This is a genomic window from Panacibacter ginsenosidivorans (assembly GCF_007971225.1).
Taxonomy (GTDB): domain Bacteria; phylum Bacteroidota; class Bacteroidia; order Chitinophagales; family Chitinophagaceae; genus Panacibacter; species Panacibacter ginsenosidivorans.
Genome location: NZ_CP042435.1, coordinates 4,298,099 through 4,313,630, shown reverse-complemented (window position 1 = coordinate 4,313,630; position 15,532 = coordinate 4,298,099). Strand labels below are relative to the sequence as shown.

Below are 15,532 nucleotides of genomic sequence, written 5' to 3'. Positions count from 1 at the left end.
AATGTATCAACTTGCGGCTGCTCAATATCATTTTTATAACTATATTTTTTTTAGGCAATAATTACCATAAGAGGGCTCGTTATTCATGCAACTCTTTAATGCTTTCAATAAAGATTTGCACGTTGGTATCTTCATCAACTACTTTCAAATTTTTCAGGAAGTAAAAAGCCGAATTACCAGGGGTTATTTGTTTTTGGCTACCTGCACTCCATATATTTTTCGTCACCCGATTGCTGCTGATTCAACTGTACAAGTGTGCGACGCAACGGAAGCCTCATAATAATTCTTTTGCCGGGCTCATAAAAAATATGATATTGCTGTTAAACCATGCATATGAAAACATATACGGCCTCACATTTATCGGAAGGAAACAAACTCTTTGCCTGCAAAATTACCATAGACGATAAAGGTGTGACATTGAAAGTGCCGGGCTTCCTGAGCGGCAAAGAATCAACCGTACTGTATAATCATATATCTGCGGTAGATATAGAAAGCCCGATGATCGGCTACTCCACTATTTATATTGAAACAACCGGTGATGGAAAGATTACGGCGCATGGTTTTACGAAAGCGGAAGTAACAGAAATGAAAGAGATGATCCTGTCGCGGATGTGATACCATACTGCTGCCTGCTGTAACACATGCATACTGCACAATTACTTTGCAGGTAGCTGAAAAACGATGTATAGAAATACTATATTTATACATACTTATCACTGCACATTCATTAAACTTATAATTTGCTTAGCATGATGCACAAACTAAAATTTTATGCCACATCATTGTTCTTACTGTTATGCATGGTACAGGTTACTGCACAAAAAAGCAGTGAACTGCCTGTAAGTGTTCCGGAGAAAGAAGGCGTGTCTTCTGCAGGCATCATTAACTTTTTAGATGCTACTGCAAAAAGCAAAACAGAGTTTCACAGTTTCATGATGCTTAGGCATGGAAAGATAATTGCAGAAGGCTGGTGGAACCCTTACCGTGCAGACCTGAAGCACACCATGTATTCCTGCAGTAAAAGTTTTACAGCAACAGCTATTGGTTTTGCAGTGAATGAGAAGTTGCTCACCGTTAATGATAAAGTCATTTCTTTTTTTCCAAATGATCTGCCTGATACGGTAAGCACATACTTGTCTGAGCTTACAGTAAAAGATGTATTAAGCATGAGTGATGGTATGGAACCTGACCCCACCTTTACTGTTGCCAGCAGGGACAGTAATTGGGTAAAAGGATTTTTAGCAACACCTATTTTACATAAACCCGGCACTACGTTTTTATACAATTCACTGGGCACTTATATGCTCTCAGCCATTGTGCAAAAGGTAACGGGACAAAGAGTAATTGATTATTTAAAACCAAGATTATTTGATCCGCTGGGTATAACCGGCATGGATTGGGAAGTGGACCCCAAAGGCATCAATACCGGGGGCTGGGGACTAAGAATAAAAACTGAAGACATGGCAAAATTTGGTCAGTTGTTCCTGCAAAAAGGCATGTGGAACGGCAAACATATCTTACCTGCTGCATGGGTGGAAGAAGCATCCACCGTAAAGATCATACAGCATCCGGATATGCCACAAAGCAAAAGAGATTCCAGTGAATGGGAACAGGGATATTGTTACCAGATGTGGCGCTGCAGGCATAATGCATACAGGGGCGATGGGGCATTTGGACAGTACATTATTGTAATGCCGGACCAGGATGCAGTGATAGCCATTACTGCTGAAACACCCAACATGCAGGAAGAAATAAATCTTGTATGGCAATATCTTTTACCTGCCATGCAGGATAATAAATTACCCGATGATAAAGACAACCAGGCAAAGCTCACCAAAAAATTAGCGTCGCTGGCATTGCCTGTGCCTGCTGCAAATAATGCTGACATGGCAAGAACTATTTCGGGCAACAGTTTTCAAATGGAGCCGAATGCAGCCAACATACAAAGTATGTCTTTCAGTTTTTTCCGCGACAACAGTTGCATACTGCAGGTAGCCACTGATACTGCCGTTTACCGCATACACTTTGCTGCAGGAAAATGGGAGGAAGACGAAACTCTCATGCACGGGCCATCACTGGTGGCAGGTGCCAAAGCAAGTTTTGCAGGCCTGCCCGCTTTAAAAACTGATGGCGCCTGCACCTGGAAAGATGAACATACATTAGAGCTTACACTACGTTATATTGAAAGTCCGCATACAGAAAAAATAACCTGTCATTTCGATGGCGAAACTGTTACGGTTGATATGGAAAACAGTTTTGATTATGGCAGCAAGAAAACAACATTGAAAGGAAGATTATAACAAAGAATTTTTATGTAGTCATCAGTTGTGCTGCTATCATCTTCGTTGCGTCGCACACTTGTACTGTTAAATAAAAGTCAGCAATGACAGAAGGTTGAAAACGCATGTGGCATCAGAAAAAAGACGTTAAGAAATTAACGAAGAATTTCCAGCGAAGCAAGAAATACTAAAAGCGAAAACTATTTAAAGCAATAGATCGATCTTCTACGGTGTTACACCAGCTCATGCGTTAGGCGCCTTCTGCGGTTCGGTCACACCGCAGGTGTGATTGCTGCAATGGCGCAGCCTTATTGCAGCAAAGAAGCGCAGGCAGCGCCGTTGCATGAGCGAAGCCCAGCGGCTTGAGCGCAAAAAATATATCCTCACTGCCAGTTATCAATCTTCAGCAATTCAAAAAAATCTTTCTCTTCAATTTCTTTTACGCAACCCGGTTCAAGATCACCCAATACAAGATCTTCAATAGAAACACGGATCAGTCTTTTGCATTTATGATGTATCGCTTTTACCATTTTCCTTACCTGCCTGAATTTGCCTTCCGTTAATATAATGAGTAGCCAGGTAACAGGAATGTATTCAGGTAATGCATGCGCCTGCTTTGCTAATAATTCAGGGCTTTCAACAATGCTCACTTCGCAGACAGGTGTTATATAATCTTCCCCACCTTTTATGCGTATGGTAACACCTGTTCTTAGTTTGTTCAAACTTTCCTCACTTACTTTATTTACCACCTGTACCAGGTAAACTCTTTTATGTGGCACTGCACCCTGGAATAATAATTTAGTAACTTTTTTATTGGTGGTTAGTATCAGTAACCCTTCAGAGTTACCATCCAGCCTGCCGATTGCATGTATGCCTTCAGGGAAATCAAAATCAAGATCGCCTAATAAACCAACATTGTGCGAACTGATAAACTGCGAGACCATGTTGGCAGGCTTGTTAATTATAAAATACCGGTGACCAGTTTCCTGCATGTAAAAGTTTTATTCAGCAGCTATAAAATAAATATTTAGTATAAAGCAAAATGCAATTAAACCAATATACACGGATAGAAAAAATGAAAAGTATTAAGCTTAGCAATTTCTGCAGCATGATTAATTAAACCAATCTTGAAAATCTTGCATTGGAGCGGGGGAAATCAACACCCATTGCAAAGAAAGTAAAGAATCCTCCCACAAGTGCAACCAGCCATATTTCCCAGCCGTATGCAGGCTGAAGTGTTACTACAGGAATATCGATAGTAGTAAAAATGATGCCTGCAAGTACAGACGCTATGGCCGCCCATTGATATAAACGCAAACCACTCCAAACAGGTGTTTGCACTTCGCCACGGTAGGCCTCTTCCACAAAACGCCCTGTGCTGGTAAGAATAAGATACATCCCAAAAATAAAAGAGTAAGAAAAACTATGCAGCCACAATGCCAGCAATAAAAAACCCGTAAAGAACAACCACAAAATAGAATAAACCTGTGTCGGATGCAGGTACTTTCCTTTCAATCCTGATATATTACAAACACGGGAACGGTAATGATAAAAACGGATACCAAGAATGCTGTTATCAGTAGGTTTGCCATGACAGCAGCCATTAACCAAACAACGCAACCGACCTGCTGCCTGCACCCATGGCATCACCACAGAAATGATCCCGATAAGCACCCATTCATTATAACCCATTATCCAAAGAAGAGTACCGGCAAATAAAATGCCCACCAATGCACCATAATAGCCAAAAGGTCTTTTTAATTTTTCTGATCCTTCAATTATCTGGGCCCACAATGCAGCAAACACGATCACTACAAAAGCAAATAATAAAATGGCCCATGCATAAGCTTTGCCTACTAATAATCCGCAAAAAAGAATACCTCCAAAACTTCCTACACCAACATAAATACCATGATTGATAATTCTTACAGGCCCCCACTCCCATTCTTTCCATGAGTTGGCAATCTTCTCTGCTGTGTTACGTATCAGCATCCATATTGTTTTATAATTAGCTGTAACAAATAAAATAAAAACAGATACGGTTAAGTTAAGCAGAATTGATCTTGTATTGGCTAGTTGAGCTAAACTAATAATGATTGCTAATGGCAAAATGAACAACACTCCTTTTTTAAATTGCTTTACGTATGCAATTGCTGAAAGTCCGCAAAGAAAAACAGGTGCGCCTAATATAGCAGTGAGTTCTTTGTTTTTTATTATATCAGTGCTTATATAAAAATATTGCGCGCCAACTTCAGGCCATAACAAAGCTATATAAGTTGATAATATAATGCCTGCTATAACAGAGATCGTCCACCAATGCAGAATGCTGTTGCTTTTTATGATCAATGGAACAACCAGTATATAGGCAATGGTAAAGAACTGAACACTATTTAGTTCATTAAAAAAAGGAAGGGTCAATGAATCATTCCAAAAGGGCGTTGTATTATGCGTCAAGAACCAAACAATATAATTAGCACATAACAATAACATGATGATCCAAAAAAGTGTAGCAAGTCTCTGCGCTAAAACAGGTACTCCCTCTGTTGCGGAAGGAATGTCAAGCAAAACTGATTGATCAGTGTCTTTAAATCTTTTTTTCAGATCAATTGCTTCGTAGCCCATCACCAAAGCTATCATTGCCAGTATGCTTATTGGTGTTACTATCCAGAGCCCGCTGGCAGAACCGGTAAAAATAAATACACCCACCATCAAAAAACCATAACCCCAGTAAATAGGATGTCGCAAAAAACGGTACGGCCCTTGCTTTACATAAAAATGAGGAGGATAAGCATTCATCGGCAAACCCTTACCAAATTTCTTAAGTGAAAACATCCCCCACGCCATTACCAATATGCCGGCAACTCCGGCAACAGCACCAATATTGCGGGATGCAACAGGTGGAAACCGTACTGTATTCTCAAGCGATAAAGCCCACCACCATTGCACTAATGGAACAATCAAAAGAAATACTATTGCATAAAGAATTTTACCCGCATGTTGTATTGTTTTCATCTTACTAAACATAAAAGTTTATAGTATGTGAAATCGGCTTCTTTCGCAAATAGTTTTTTTGTGTACTAAGCTTTACTGCATGCATTAAACGCCTGTTGCGTCGCACACTGCTACTGCAACAATATCTTCAGCAAAGCGCTAATTTTTGTACAACAACAGAGACTTGATCCAATTTTAAAAATTGATTCTTTCATGAATTGCCCATCCTTCACTTTTCAAAGATTCAGCATTGTATAAAAAACCTTTACTCACCCATTTGTATTCATCTGCCATCAAAAAATTCAATGGTATGGCCCTTTTAAAACCAGGAATAAATCTTAGCAATTTTGTTACTACCTGGTTGATCTTTTTTTCAGATTCTATAATGCTGCTATTATCAAGTTTCAGAATGATGTTCTCTAACGGCAATACAATTTCGTCATCTGTTATTACAGCATTATGCATGAACACTCCATTATACCACACCCATTGTTTTGTGCTATCATTTTTTATTTCAATCCATACCAGGTAATCATTTGCCGAAATAAATCTTCCCCATCTTAATACATCCATCGGAATTTTCCATGGCTCTACTGTCAGTATTAATTGTTCTGCATACCCAAAGCCGCTTACTAATTTATTACCGACCTTTACTTTTACAAAAGAAGAAGGATGATGACAATTCCATTGCAGGCCATCCTCCTCAGAACCGAACAACGTTGCACTCAATTGCCCCGTGTTTGTATGCCAGCTGCCTTCTACTTTAAGGTGCGGGTCTTTCCAAACAATTGTATTACCTTCCTGCACAGGAAACTGTACACTACGAAATCCTGCCATATAACCTTTGCCGGTACCAGGCGAATAACTTAACCTGCTTTTATAGGAAACAATTACACAACGCCATTGCATTTTTGCAGCATAAAAAATAAAAGCTTCTCCTTCATCGCTTACAACATCCATGAACCACTTTTCCAGGTAAAAAGGCTGGCACTTCCCATGCATACTACGCATTGAATTCATACACTATTTTTTGAACTGGCTTTTTATGCCCCGCAAGTATTCTTTCAAATAATCTTTTTGCGGGCAATTCATACACAAGTGGAAATGTACCTCTTGCCAGTAATGAGAATTTACCCTGCGGTAATAAACGATGATGCTCTTCCAGCAACTCCATCCCTTTCTGCGCATGATGTGCAAACCATGCTCTTACAGCATCAGAGTTTTTATTATGCAATTCATCTGCTCCTATACCAAACAGGGAACAGTCTTCAGCTGAAATATTTACGTAGCCTGCTTTTATATCATCTTCAAAATCATCCAGGTCATATTCATAACGGGATGCAGTACCCAGTGGTTCGAGTAACGGATATTTTGCGGGATCTTCTTTAAAAATTTTCAACGTTGCTTTTATAGTGCCACGGATATCGAGTATATGAAAATGCATACTAAGCTCCTTTTCGGGGAAGATCATGAGTTTACCTCTTCGCCTGGCATCAAAAAGAAGAGAGTTAAGAATGTCTGTGGTTTCTTCATGAAAGGTTTCACCAAAACCCTCTGCCACATTAAAACAATACAACATCAGGTAATCCACTTCATCAACAGGGTTCACCGGGTTCCTGGAAAATTTTATTTTATCAACCATGTAATCTGCACCGTTATTGTAACCATCAGGCAATGGTGCATCTCCGTCAACAATATCATCCAGGTAGCGCATTAAGGTGTAATAAGATTCTAAAAAATCTCCCCTGCGCCAGGTAAAAGAAATATATTTAAAGAACCGGAGATAACGCAAAAAAGACCTGTATTTGCTACCTCTTGTTTCAAGCATATGCCTGTATACTTTTAACCGCATTTCCTTTGCGTGTATACCAAGATTCTTCATAAAAACTATGTATAAATATTATTTGTTTATAAACATCGGTAAATTATTGCAGCTTTTTACTGATCTGCGTCATAGCAGCTTTTTGATCTGTAGTAATTGCTGCGTAAAGTTGCAAAGTACAAGTGAGTGACACAACAGGCGATGCCATTAGCATAAATGCCTGAACCAAAAAAAATTCTTCATATATTCATACGCATAAACCAAAACGCATGAGACTGCAACTATTCCTTGCTGCATTACTGGTACTTTTTATTTGCTCCTGCAACAACACAAAGCCTGCGGAAGAAAAAAAAGACCCGCTTGCAAAAGCATCCCGTGAAAATAAAAATGGTTGGGTGTATGTGCATCTCGAAGGCTCGCCAACAGATATAGGTTACCAGCATGGCTATTTATTAGCGAATGAAATTGATACCAACATACAAACCATTGCTTATTACCTGCAGCATGAAACGCATAGGGAATGGCAGTTTTACCGTAATTGTGCAAAGAATTTTTTATGGGATAAACTGGACCGTGAATACAAAGATGAGATCAATGGCATTGCAGCAGGATTGAATGCAAAAAATATAAAGTATGACAGCCTTGATATTACTGCATTGAACGCATTGGAAGAACTTGCATTCTATTATGTGCCCATGCTTGACAACATAGCAAAGCCCGGCAGCGGTGATAACAAAGCACCGGGCAATTGCAGTGCATTCATCGCAACAGGCAGTTATACAAAAGATGGCAAGATCGTTATTGGCCATAACAACTGGACGGAATATATCATCGGCCAGCACTGGAATGTAATTGCAGATATTGTTCCGGAGAAAGGCAATCACATGATGATGGATTGCATGCCTGGCTTTATTCATAGCGGCGATGATTTTGTAATAACAGCAAATGGCATTCTTATAACTGAAACAACTATCACACAATTCAAAGGTTTTGATAGTACAGGCATTCCTGAATTTATGCGTGCACGCAAAGCGGCGCAATACGCCAACAGTATAGATGACGTAATAAATATTTTTCAGCAAGGCAACAATGGTGGTTATGCAAATGACTGGCTGATCGGTGATACCAAAACAAATGAAGTGGCTAAACTGGAACTGGGTTTAAAAGTTAGCCGTGTATGGCGCAGTAAAGACACGGCTATGATCGGTAGCAACTTTGCAAGTGATTCAACGCTCATTGCACAGGAAACAACTTTTAATGTAAATGATAAAACCACTTCGCCCAATGCAAGAAAGAAACGCATGGAACAATTGGTGATCGTTGACATGAAAGGTAAACTGGATGCAGAGTCAGGCAAAACGATTGAAGCCGATCATGAAAATGCATTACAAAATAAAACTGCCAATAACCGTTGTGTAATATGCGGCCATATTGATGAAGACAATAAGGGTTGTGCAGAGTGGGATCTTCCGGCTTATTATCCCATGGGTGCCGTGCAGGGAAAAGTAACGACCGCTGATCTCGCAAAGAACATGCAGTTCTGGGCACACATGGGTCATCCGTGCGGACAGGATTTTATCGGAGAAAAATTTTACAAGGCACATCCTGAATACGCATGGCAATCGAAGTATTTAAACAATATGCTTGCTTATCCATGGACATTGTTTAGTGCTAAGCAATAATTTTTTTGTACTAAACTTTAGTAATGCTATTAAGCTTTACTTGCGTCGCACACTTGTACGGCTTTTATTTGATGGAGCAGAAAGAAAACATACATTCAACTGCATCTATATTTATTTCTTAAAAGCTCTGGAAAATTACTCCCCTATTACCGTTTCTTTAATCATATTGCTTATGATAAGTCTTCCATACTCATGTGCCAGTGATGCTGAATTATCAGGGTTAAATGATTTTGTTTGCACTGAATAGATCAATTGTTTGGATGTAGCATCATAAAGATTACTCTCCCAGAAATACTCTGTACTGGTTGTATAATAACCCGGTGAATATACGCGACTATATATGGTATTATAATAGCCCCAAAAACGGTTGTAATACATTGCATAAGGAGTATAGATAATACGGCCTCTTATATATTCATGCTCCTTTGATTTATTAAGTAATACAATTGTCAGGATTGCATCTACACCTGTATTTTGAATCTTTGCTATTGCTGCCTTTTCATCAAGCTGATCAAATGCTTTGGGTCCATATTGCTGATACGCAGAAATAGCATCTACCCCATGCGACTTAAGATCATCTACAAGATGCCCTTCCATATTTTCTTTCAGGCTGTTATCTGGTTGAGATAATGCAATAACCAAAATTTTTTTGTAGGTAACAGGCGTCAAGTCAACCGCTTTCCATGAAGAAGTGATGCTGGTAGTTTTGCATGACATAGCAGCTATTACAATAAATAAGAAAAGCAGGCAATTCTTTTTCATATACTTTTTTTAATAAAAATTTCCATTACAAAAGAACTGCTTGTTTTATACTGCAGCAATGATAGGTATCATTGGCAATTATGATGTGCCTCATTATAAAGCTTTCGAATAGCTTCGAAAGAGGTGACTGGAATATTATTGAAAACCTGCCACGAAAGAAAATAAGATATACTATGCCTTTGCCAGTTGCTTAATATCTGGTATCTCCAATATATTTTTAGCGTAACCAATAGTTACTGCATTGATCATTGCCTTGCCGACTTCCTCCATGGTCAATACATGCTTAGGAGCGACAGCTTTAAATATTTTGGCGATCACTTTATAAATGCTCTTCCAGTTTTTCTGACCATCAAAAGGCAGCATAACCCCCGGCCTGAAATTATATTCTGCTTTAAAGGGCAACTTCTTCAGATCATTTTCTGTTTTACCTTTTACACGTGCCCACATCAGTCTGCCTTTTTCACTGCTGTCTGTTTGGCTGCCGGACACATAAGTAAAAACCATATTGCTATTCACTTCCAGCAGTGATTTTGCAAACGCCAATGTAGTATCGTAAGTAATGTGCGTGAATTTATCTTCTTTCATACCCACAGAGCTAATACCTGCGCAAAAAAAACAGGCATCATAACCTTTTATGTCTGTTGCAAACTTGCTTAGCTGAAAAAAATCAGGAACGATCAATTCTTTTAACCTGGGATGCTGCAGGTCGTAATGCCTGCGGTTGATAATAAGCACTTCACTTACTGTTGGGTTTTGCAAGCACTCAAACAAAACACCTTCGCCAACCATACCTGTTGCACCTGTGATAATTACTCTAATACTGCTCATTACAATTTGTATTTATTAAACGAAGGTCGGTAGAAAAATAATAAGCAGCTTTGTTGAAAAGTTCGGTATTTGAATAGCAGTTATGTAATAAAGTACGAAACAGTTAATGGCTTATAAATTAGTTTGCTGTTATCTAACTATTAAATTGTCTCAGGTGATGATCGGTATGTTTATACACAAAATAACCAACTTGCTCTTTTGTCATTTTGCCAAAGAACCAGTGTACCAAACCATCGTTTGAATAGCTTGCATATTCCTCCATTAATGACATCCATTTCTCTTTCTCAGCATTTACATCTCCGCTCACTTCCTTTATTTTAAATGCATCCCTGGTAGGTGCATTTCGTTGCAGCGGAGTTTCATCTTTCATTAAATTCCTCAAACCCATTCTACCAAACAAACGGCCAATGAATGCACGTTTATATTTTGTCTTCCCCAGGTACATCTCTTCGCATAATACACAATGTTTCAGCATTTGATAAATATTCATCTTACCCCATTGGGGAGTACTCTTTTCATTAAGTGTACTGATCCTGCTGATCAGTTCATCTCTCGTGGCTTTGTCAAATATTGTTTTCATATCGTATATTATGCATTTATACAAACATATTACCTTGCTTTAATATTCATGTAGTGCGAAAACGACAAAAAAAGGGGCCGGTACGACAAATTCTAACAGTATTAAAAACTATACACATGAAACAGCATATTTTATACCTTATTTTCTTTCCTGGTTGTATAAGCTGCAACGGGCAAAAACCCATGGGTACAGAACTTATGAAATTGGAAAAAGTAATTGAAATGCCGGGATTGGATGGACGAATCGATCACATGGCAATTAATATAAAAGACAACATTATTTATGTGGCGGCTTTGGGCAATAATACTGTCGAGGTCGTCGACCTCAATAAAGGTGTTTTGATACATAGTATTAAAGGAATTGAAGAACCGCAGGGAATTGCTTACATACCAGAACAAAATGAAATTGCTGTTGCAGGCGGTGATAATGGTGATTGTGTTTTTATTAATGCCGCCACATTTAAAACGGTTGCAACAATTCGTCTTAACAGTGATGCTGATAATATAAGGTATGATGCTGATGAAAGGAAAATATATGTTGGTTATGGGAATGGCGGAATAGCATTGCTTGACCCCGCATCTCATAAGCAAACAGGAAATGTAAAGTTGAGTGCCCATCCTGAAAGTTTCCAGCTGGATAAAAAGAATAACAGGATGTATGTAAACCTTCCTGATGCTAATAGTATTGCCATTATAGACTTAAAAAATTTTACACTTGTACATACATGGAATACAAATAAATACAAGGCTAATTTCCCAATGACATTAGACACTTCACATAATCTTGTTTTTATAGGATACAGGCATCCTGCTATGCTGGTAGGTTACAACAGTAATGACGGAAGAGAAATATACACAAATGAACTGGCAGGCGATGCAGATGATATCTTTTATGATGAGGCAAAGCAGGAAATATTTGCAACCGGCGGCGATGGTTCAATCAATATTTTTAAGAAAATAAATGATAGCAGTTACAAAAAGATTGCAGACATACCTACAAGGCAAGGTGCAAGAACTTCATTGCTTATACCTTCGCTACAAACATTTGTGGTGGCAGAAAGAGCTGCAAATGGAAAGAGCGCTGCTTTGGCAGTTTACAGGATAAATGCAGAATGAGTTAATGTTCCATAATGTATAAGACGTACAAGAGTGCGACGCAACAAAAGTTTAATAGCTGCACTTAAGCCCGGCCCATAAAATTCCTGCATTATTTTTTAGCACTACGGGTTCTGTCAGTTAATGCCTGTTTCATTATTGTGCTGGCTATCTTTCGCAGCTTTTCTGAATTCTTTGATGATACGTGTAACTGCGGGTATGGTTACTATAAGAATAATGGCAGCCATAATATAATAGAGATATTCTTTTATAGCCGGGATGCTGCCCATTAAATAACCTGCTATTATAAACACAGGTATCCACAATGCAGAGCCAATAAATACAAATAAAATAAAACGGCTGAAATTCATTCTAACTATTCCCGCGACAATAGGTGCAAAGGTCCTGGTAATAGGAAATAACATACCCAACGTTACTGCAAATTGCCCATATTTTTTATAGAAAGCGTCAGCAGCATTTAGATATTTGCGTCGATAAAACCTTGAGTCTTTTCGCTTATACAATAAAGGCCCTGTTTTATAACCAAACCAATAACCGGCGCAACCTCCGGCAACGGATGCAAGCACTGCGCAAACACAAACAGTAACCACTGCATGATGCAGTTGCCCGGTTGCTACAAACATACCGCCTACAAAAAGAAAAATACCACTCGGCACAAAAAAACAAAAGAACAATCCTGTTTGTGCAAACACGGCAAGGCATATGATCAGCAGCCCTCCGCCTCGCACCATTGTTTCTGCGTCGAAGAAGGAGAAAAGAATTGTGCTGACTATTGGGATCATTGTATCCGCTTATATTTTTTTAGCGTGTGGTTAGATGCTGGAATATCAGAATATAAAATTACACTTGTCTTTCTACTGTAGGGCACGTATAAAAAAAATACCTGCAGGATTTACTATCCCTGCAGGTATTTATAGTCAATAAATAATTAAAAAATTATTTATTGACGTTCCCAAAAATGCGGTGGTTCAATTCCCAGTGTACGTAAATAAACATATCCCTGCGCTCTGTGGTGAATTTCATTATCTATCCAATATAAAATAAAAAAATAAACCGGGCCTTCCCATTGTCCAAATGCAAGATCATGTTCCTGGAAACGATGCGCCGGTATCTGCGGCCACAATGCATTGATCTTTGCAGTTACCTCATCCCACACTTTAAGCAATTCTTTTTTAGTTGATGGTTTTGTTTTACCTGAATGATGCGGAAGCTCATACGCATCTTCCCATTTACCTGTAATAACACCATTTAAACCGGGTACAGCCATGCCTATCATTTCAATTGCCATCTCTGCAAATGGGCGCATACCACCTGCAGAATAAGAAAATAATTTGTCTTCGGGAAAAGCTTCAATTACACGGCGGGTAAGATTGCGGTGATCCTGCCAGTGCGCTAATAGCTCTGCAGGTGTAATTACTAAGTTCGTTTGTTGCAACGGCTCCATGATAATGTTTTCCATATTTGTTTGTTTTGTTACACAAAGAAAATATACACTTGTGACAGCCCTATGTCAGCAGCAAACGATATTGTTGAAATATTTAAGACAGCATAAACTTTTAATTATCATTATATTTGAAAACAGGCTTTTTATCCCTGCCTTATGCTTCCTTCCAGGATAACACCACAAATTTTATTTATAAACTAAAACCAACAGTATGGGCCTTAAAGTAATTGGTGCAGGCTTTGGAAGAACCGGCACTATGTCAACCTACAAAGCTTTACCAGAATTAGGGTTTCCCTGTTATCATATGATGGAGATCATTGGCAACAAAGAAAACAAATCTCATATCGACTTCTGGAATAAGGTAGCTAATGAACCTGAAGGCAAGCAACATAACTGGGAAGAAGTATTCAGCAATTACACTGCAGCGGTAGACAATCCTGCCTGCTGTGTGTGGAAAGAATTAATGGTAGCGTACCCGGATGCAAAAGTGTTGCTAACAGTTCATCCAAAAGGTGCGGAGGCCTGGTATAAAAGCACCATGGAAACGATTTATTTCACAGAGATACTTTGGCAGTTTAAAGTATTGAAAGCCGTCGTTCCTTTTATGCGCAAGTTTGGTGATGTTTCTACAAAGCTTATCTGGCAAAGATCTCACAAAGGAACCATGGAAAATAAAGAAGCCGCCATTGCCCATTACAAACAGCACATTGAAGACGTAAAAGCAACTGTTCCGGCTGATAAATTACTCATTTTTTCAGTTGACCAGGGATGGGGGCCTTTATGCAAATTTCTTGGTGTGGAGGTGCCTGCCACTCCTTTCCCGAATGTAAATGACAAAGCGCAGGTAAAAAAGACGATCGCAGATTTTACCAAAGGCGCTTATATAATTCTGGGTCTTGGTGTAGTTATTCTTATTGCCATACTATTTGCGTTGTTTAAAATTTTTAGCTGATCAAATTTTGATCTCCGGTTATTCTTTATGCCCAAAATTTTAACAGCAAATATTTTGTACCAGGCTGAAACGCTTTGTGCATCGGCTGTTGCGTCGCACACTTGTACGGCATAACCATTATTGCACTTTTTGATACACACGTACATAATCCACTTCATAAGTTATGGGTTGTTGCATGGCAGAAGGATCTCCGCCATTACCGCCCATTGCAAGATTCAATAAAATATATTGGGGCTGAAGAAAAGGGTTACTGCCATCAACATTAATGGTTTTATCTAAACTGGTGATGTTTAATAATTCATCATCAAGAAAAAGTTTTATGGATTCTTTATCCCACTCCATTTTCCATACATGAAATTTTTTTACCCATGCAGCATCTTTTGCAGTAAAATATGTGAGTGGTTTTATTTCTGTATGCCAGTTGGCTACGTAGCGTTTACCAGTGCCCCATGCAGTGTTGGCAAGCATTACAGGCTCTTGTTTGATCCTGTAAAACTCCATGATATCCGTCTCCCCGTTTGCAGGCCATTTACCATTAACACCCAATGTCCATATTGCAGGCCACGCTCCTTTTGCTGTATCAATTCTGGCACGTATTTCAAAACACCCATATTGCCATTGATGCAATCCTCTTGTTTGAATACTGGCCGACGTATATTCTGCGTATGCTCTTTTTAACCGCCAGTCAGCGGATGCTGCATTATAGTTTTTGTTCTTTATTTTTTCTTTTCTTCCTTCTATTAATAAAACACCATTTTTACAATTTGCATTTGCTTCACTATACCATTGCAGTTCTTCATTTCTTACAAACCCATGTTCATATATCCAGTTGGTTGTATCAGGTTTACCGGTATTATTAAACTCGTCATGCCATACCAATGTGAAACCCGCTTTATTTGGAGGTGCACTAAAATCAGGTTGAAACGGGTCGTAAGATTGTGCAATAGCGCTTACTGCAATGAATGTAAAACAGAAAAATGCAAGTTTCATTTTTATGCACATAAACGAAGATCATTAGAGTGTTGAACAAAAATAATCTTCAGCACTTATTAGTGCCGGATTAAGAGCGTAAGTACA

At 38.8% G+C, this 15,532-nt stretch carries 15 protein-coding genes; 5 read left to right on the top strand and 10 right to left on the bottom strand.

From position 1 onward, the window contains the following. Nucleotides 1-333: 333 nt before the first annotated feature. Both FRZ67_RS18135 and FRZ67_RS18130 read left to right on the top strand, forming a co-directional pair. A complete protein-coding gene (locus tag FRZ67_RS18135; RefSeq protein ID WP_158638403.1) occupies nucleotides 334-615 on the top strand; it encodes a PH domain-containing protein in 282 nt (93 codons plus the stop codon). A gap of 134 nt (nucleotides 616-749) precedes the next feature. After that, nucleotides 750-2,300: a serine hydrolase domain-containing protein gene (locus FRZ67_RS18130; protein WP_147191889.1), complete on the top strand. Its 1,551-nt coding sequence runs from the start codon at nucleotides 750-752 to the stop codon at nucleotides 2,298-2,300. A gap of 362 nt (nucleotides 2,301-2,662) precedes the next feature. On the opposite strand, the gene FRZ67_RS18125 is transcribed toward FRZ67_RS18130, so the two are convergent. From FRZ67_RS18125 to FRZ67_RS18110, 4 genes are all read right to left on the bottom strand, one after another. Continuing rightward, nucleotides 2,663-3,271: a pseudouridine synthase gene (locus tag FRZ67_RS18125; protein WP_147191887.1), complete on the bottom strand. Its 609-nt coding sequence runs from the start codon at nucleotides 3,269-3,271 to the stop codon at nucleotides 2,663-2,665. A gap of 124 nt (nucleotides 3,272-3,395) precedes the next feature. Beyond that, a complete protein-coding gene (locus FRZ67_RS18120; RefSeq protein ID WP_158638402.1) occupies nucleotides 3,396-5,291 on the bottom strand; it encodes a prolipoprotein diacylglyceryl transferase family protein in 1,896 nt (631 codons plus the stop codon). Nucleotides 5,292-5,465: 174 nt separating this feature from the next. Next, nucleotides 5,466-6,290, bottom strand: coding sequence for a hypothetical protein (locus FRZ67_RS18115; protein WP_147191883.1), 825 nt, complete (start codon nucleotides 6,288-6,290; stop codon nucleotides 5,466-5,468). Next, nucleotides 6,274-7,152 (bottom strand): hypothetical protein, encoded by an 879-nt coding sequence (locus FRZ67_RS18110; RefSeq protein WP_147191881.1) that lies wholly within the window; start codon nucleotides 7,150-7,152, stop codon nucleotides 6,274-6,276. Before FRZ67_RS18110 ends, FRZ67_RS18115 begins: the two co-directional genes overlap by 17 nt. A 209-nt stretch (nucleotides 7,153-7,361) precedes the next feature. On the opposite strand from FRZ67_RS18110, the gene FRZ67_RS18105 reads away from it, so the two are divergent. Further along, complete coding sequence (locus tag FRZ67_RS18105; protein WP_147191879.1) at nucleotides 7,362-8,774, top strand: C45 family autoproteolytic acyltransferase/hydrolase; 1,413 nt, start codon at nucleotides 7,362-7,364, stop codon at nucleotides 8,772-8,774. Nucleotides 8,775-8,909: 135 nt separating this feature from the next. On the opposite strand, the gene FRZ67_RS18100 is transcribed toward FRZ67_RS18105, so the two are convergent. The 3 genes from FRZ67_RS18100 to FRZ67_RS18090 form a co-directional block, all read right to left on the bottom strand. Further along, nucleotides 8,910-9,536 carry a hypothetical protein gene (locus FRZ67_RS18100; RefSeq protein WP_147191877.1) on the bottom strand — a complete coding sequence of 209 codons (627 nt, stop codon included), beginning with the start codon at nucleotides 9,534-9,536 and terminating at the stop codon, nucleotides 8,910-8,912. A 171-nt stretch (nucleotides 9,537-9,707) separates the two neighbouring features. Then, nucleotides 9,708-10,364, bottom strand: a complete 657-nt coding sequence (locus FRZ67_RS18095; protein ID WP_147191875.1) for an NAD-dependent epimerase/dehydratase family protein — start codon at nucleotides 10,362-10,364, stop codon at nucleotides 9,708-9,710. A gap of 133 nt (nucleotides 10,365-10,497) precedes the next feature. Then, complete coding sequence (locus FRZ67_RS18090) at nucleotides 10,498-10,944, bottom strand: DUF1569 domain-containing protein (protein WP_147191873.1); 447 nt, start codon at nucleotides 10,942-10,944, stop codon at nucleotides 10,498-10,500. A 116-nt stretch (nucleotides 10,945-11,060) separates the two neighbouring features. Here FRZ67_RS18090 and FRZ67_RS18085 point away from each other — a divergent pair, with 116 nt between their 5' ends. After that, on the top strand, nucleotides 11,061-12,059 hold the full coding sequence (locus tag FRZ67_RS18085; protein WP_225975388.1) for a YncE family protein: 999 nt from the start codon (nucleotides 11,061-11,063) through the stop codon (nucleotides 12,057-12,059). Between the two features lie 116 nt (nucleotides 12,060-12,175). Here FRZ67_RS18085 and FRZ67_RS18080 read toward each other — a convergent pair whose 3' ends face one another. Together FRZ67_RS18080 and FRZ67_RS18075 are read right to left on the bottom strand one after the other, a co-directional pair. Next, nucleotides 12,176-12,841: a DedA family protein gene (locus FRZ67_RS18080; protein WP_147191871.1), complete on the bottom strand. Its 666-nt coding sequence runs from the start codon at nucleotides 12,839-12,841 to the stop codon at nucleotides 12,176-12,178. 158 nt (nucleotides 12,842-12,999) lie between these two features. Next, on the bottom strand, nucleotides 13,000-13,518 hold the full coding sequence (locus FRZ67_RS18075; RefSeq protein ID WP_147191869.1) for a DinB family protein: 519 nt from the start codon (nucleotides 13,516-13,518) through the stop codon (nucleotides 13,000-13,002). Between the two features lie 196 nt (nucleotides 13,519-13,714). On the opposite strand from FRZ67_RS18075, the gene FRZ67_RS18070 reads away from it, so the two are divergent. Then, nucleotides 13,715-14,455, top strand: a complete 741-nt coding sequence (locus FRZ67_RS18070; RefSeq protein WP_147191867.1) for a sulfotransferase family protein — start codon at nucleotides 13,715-13,717, stop codon at nucleotides 14,453-14,455. A 117-nt stretch (nucleotides 14,456-14,572) separates the two neighbouring features. Here the strand turns inward: FRZ67_RS18070 and FRZ67_RS18065 are convergent, their stop codons facing one another. Beyond that, nucleotides 14,573-15,445, bottom strand: coding sequence for a glycoside hydrolase family 16 protein (locus FRZ67_RS18065; protein WP_147191865.1), 873 nt, complete (start codon nucleotides 15,443-15,445; stop codon nucleotides 14,573-14,575). Between the last annotated feature and the right edge of the window lie 87 nt (nucleotides 15,446-15,532).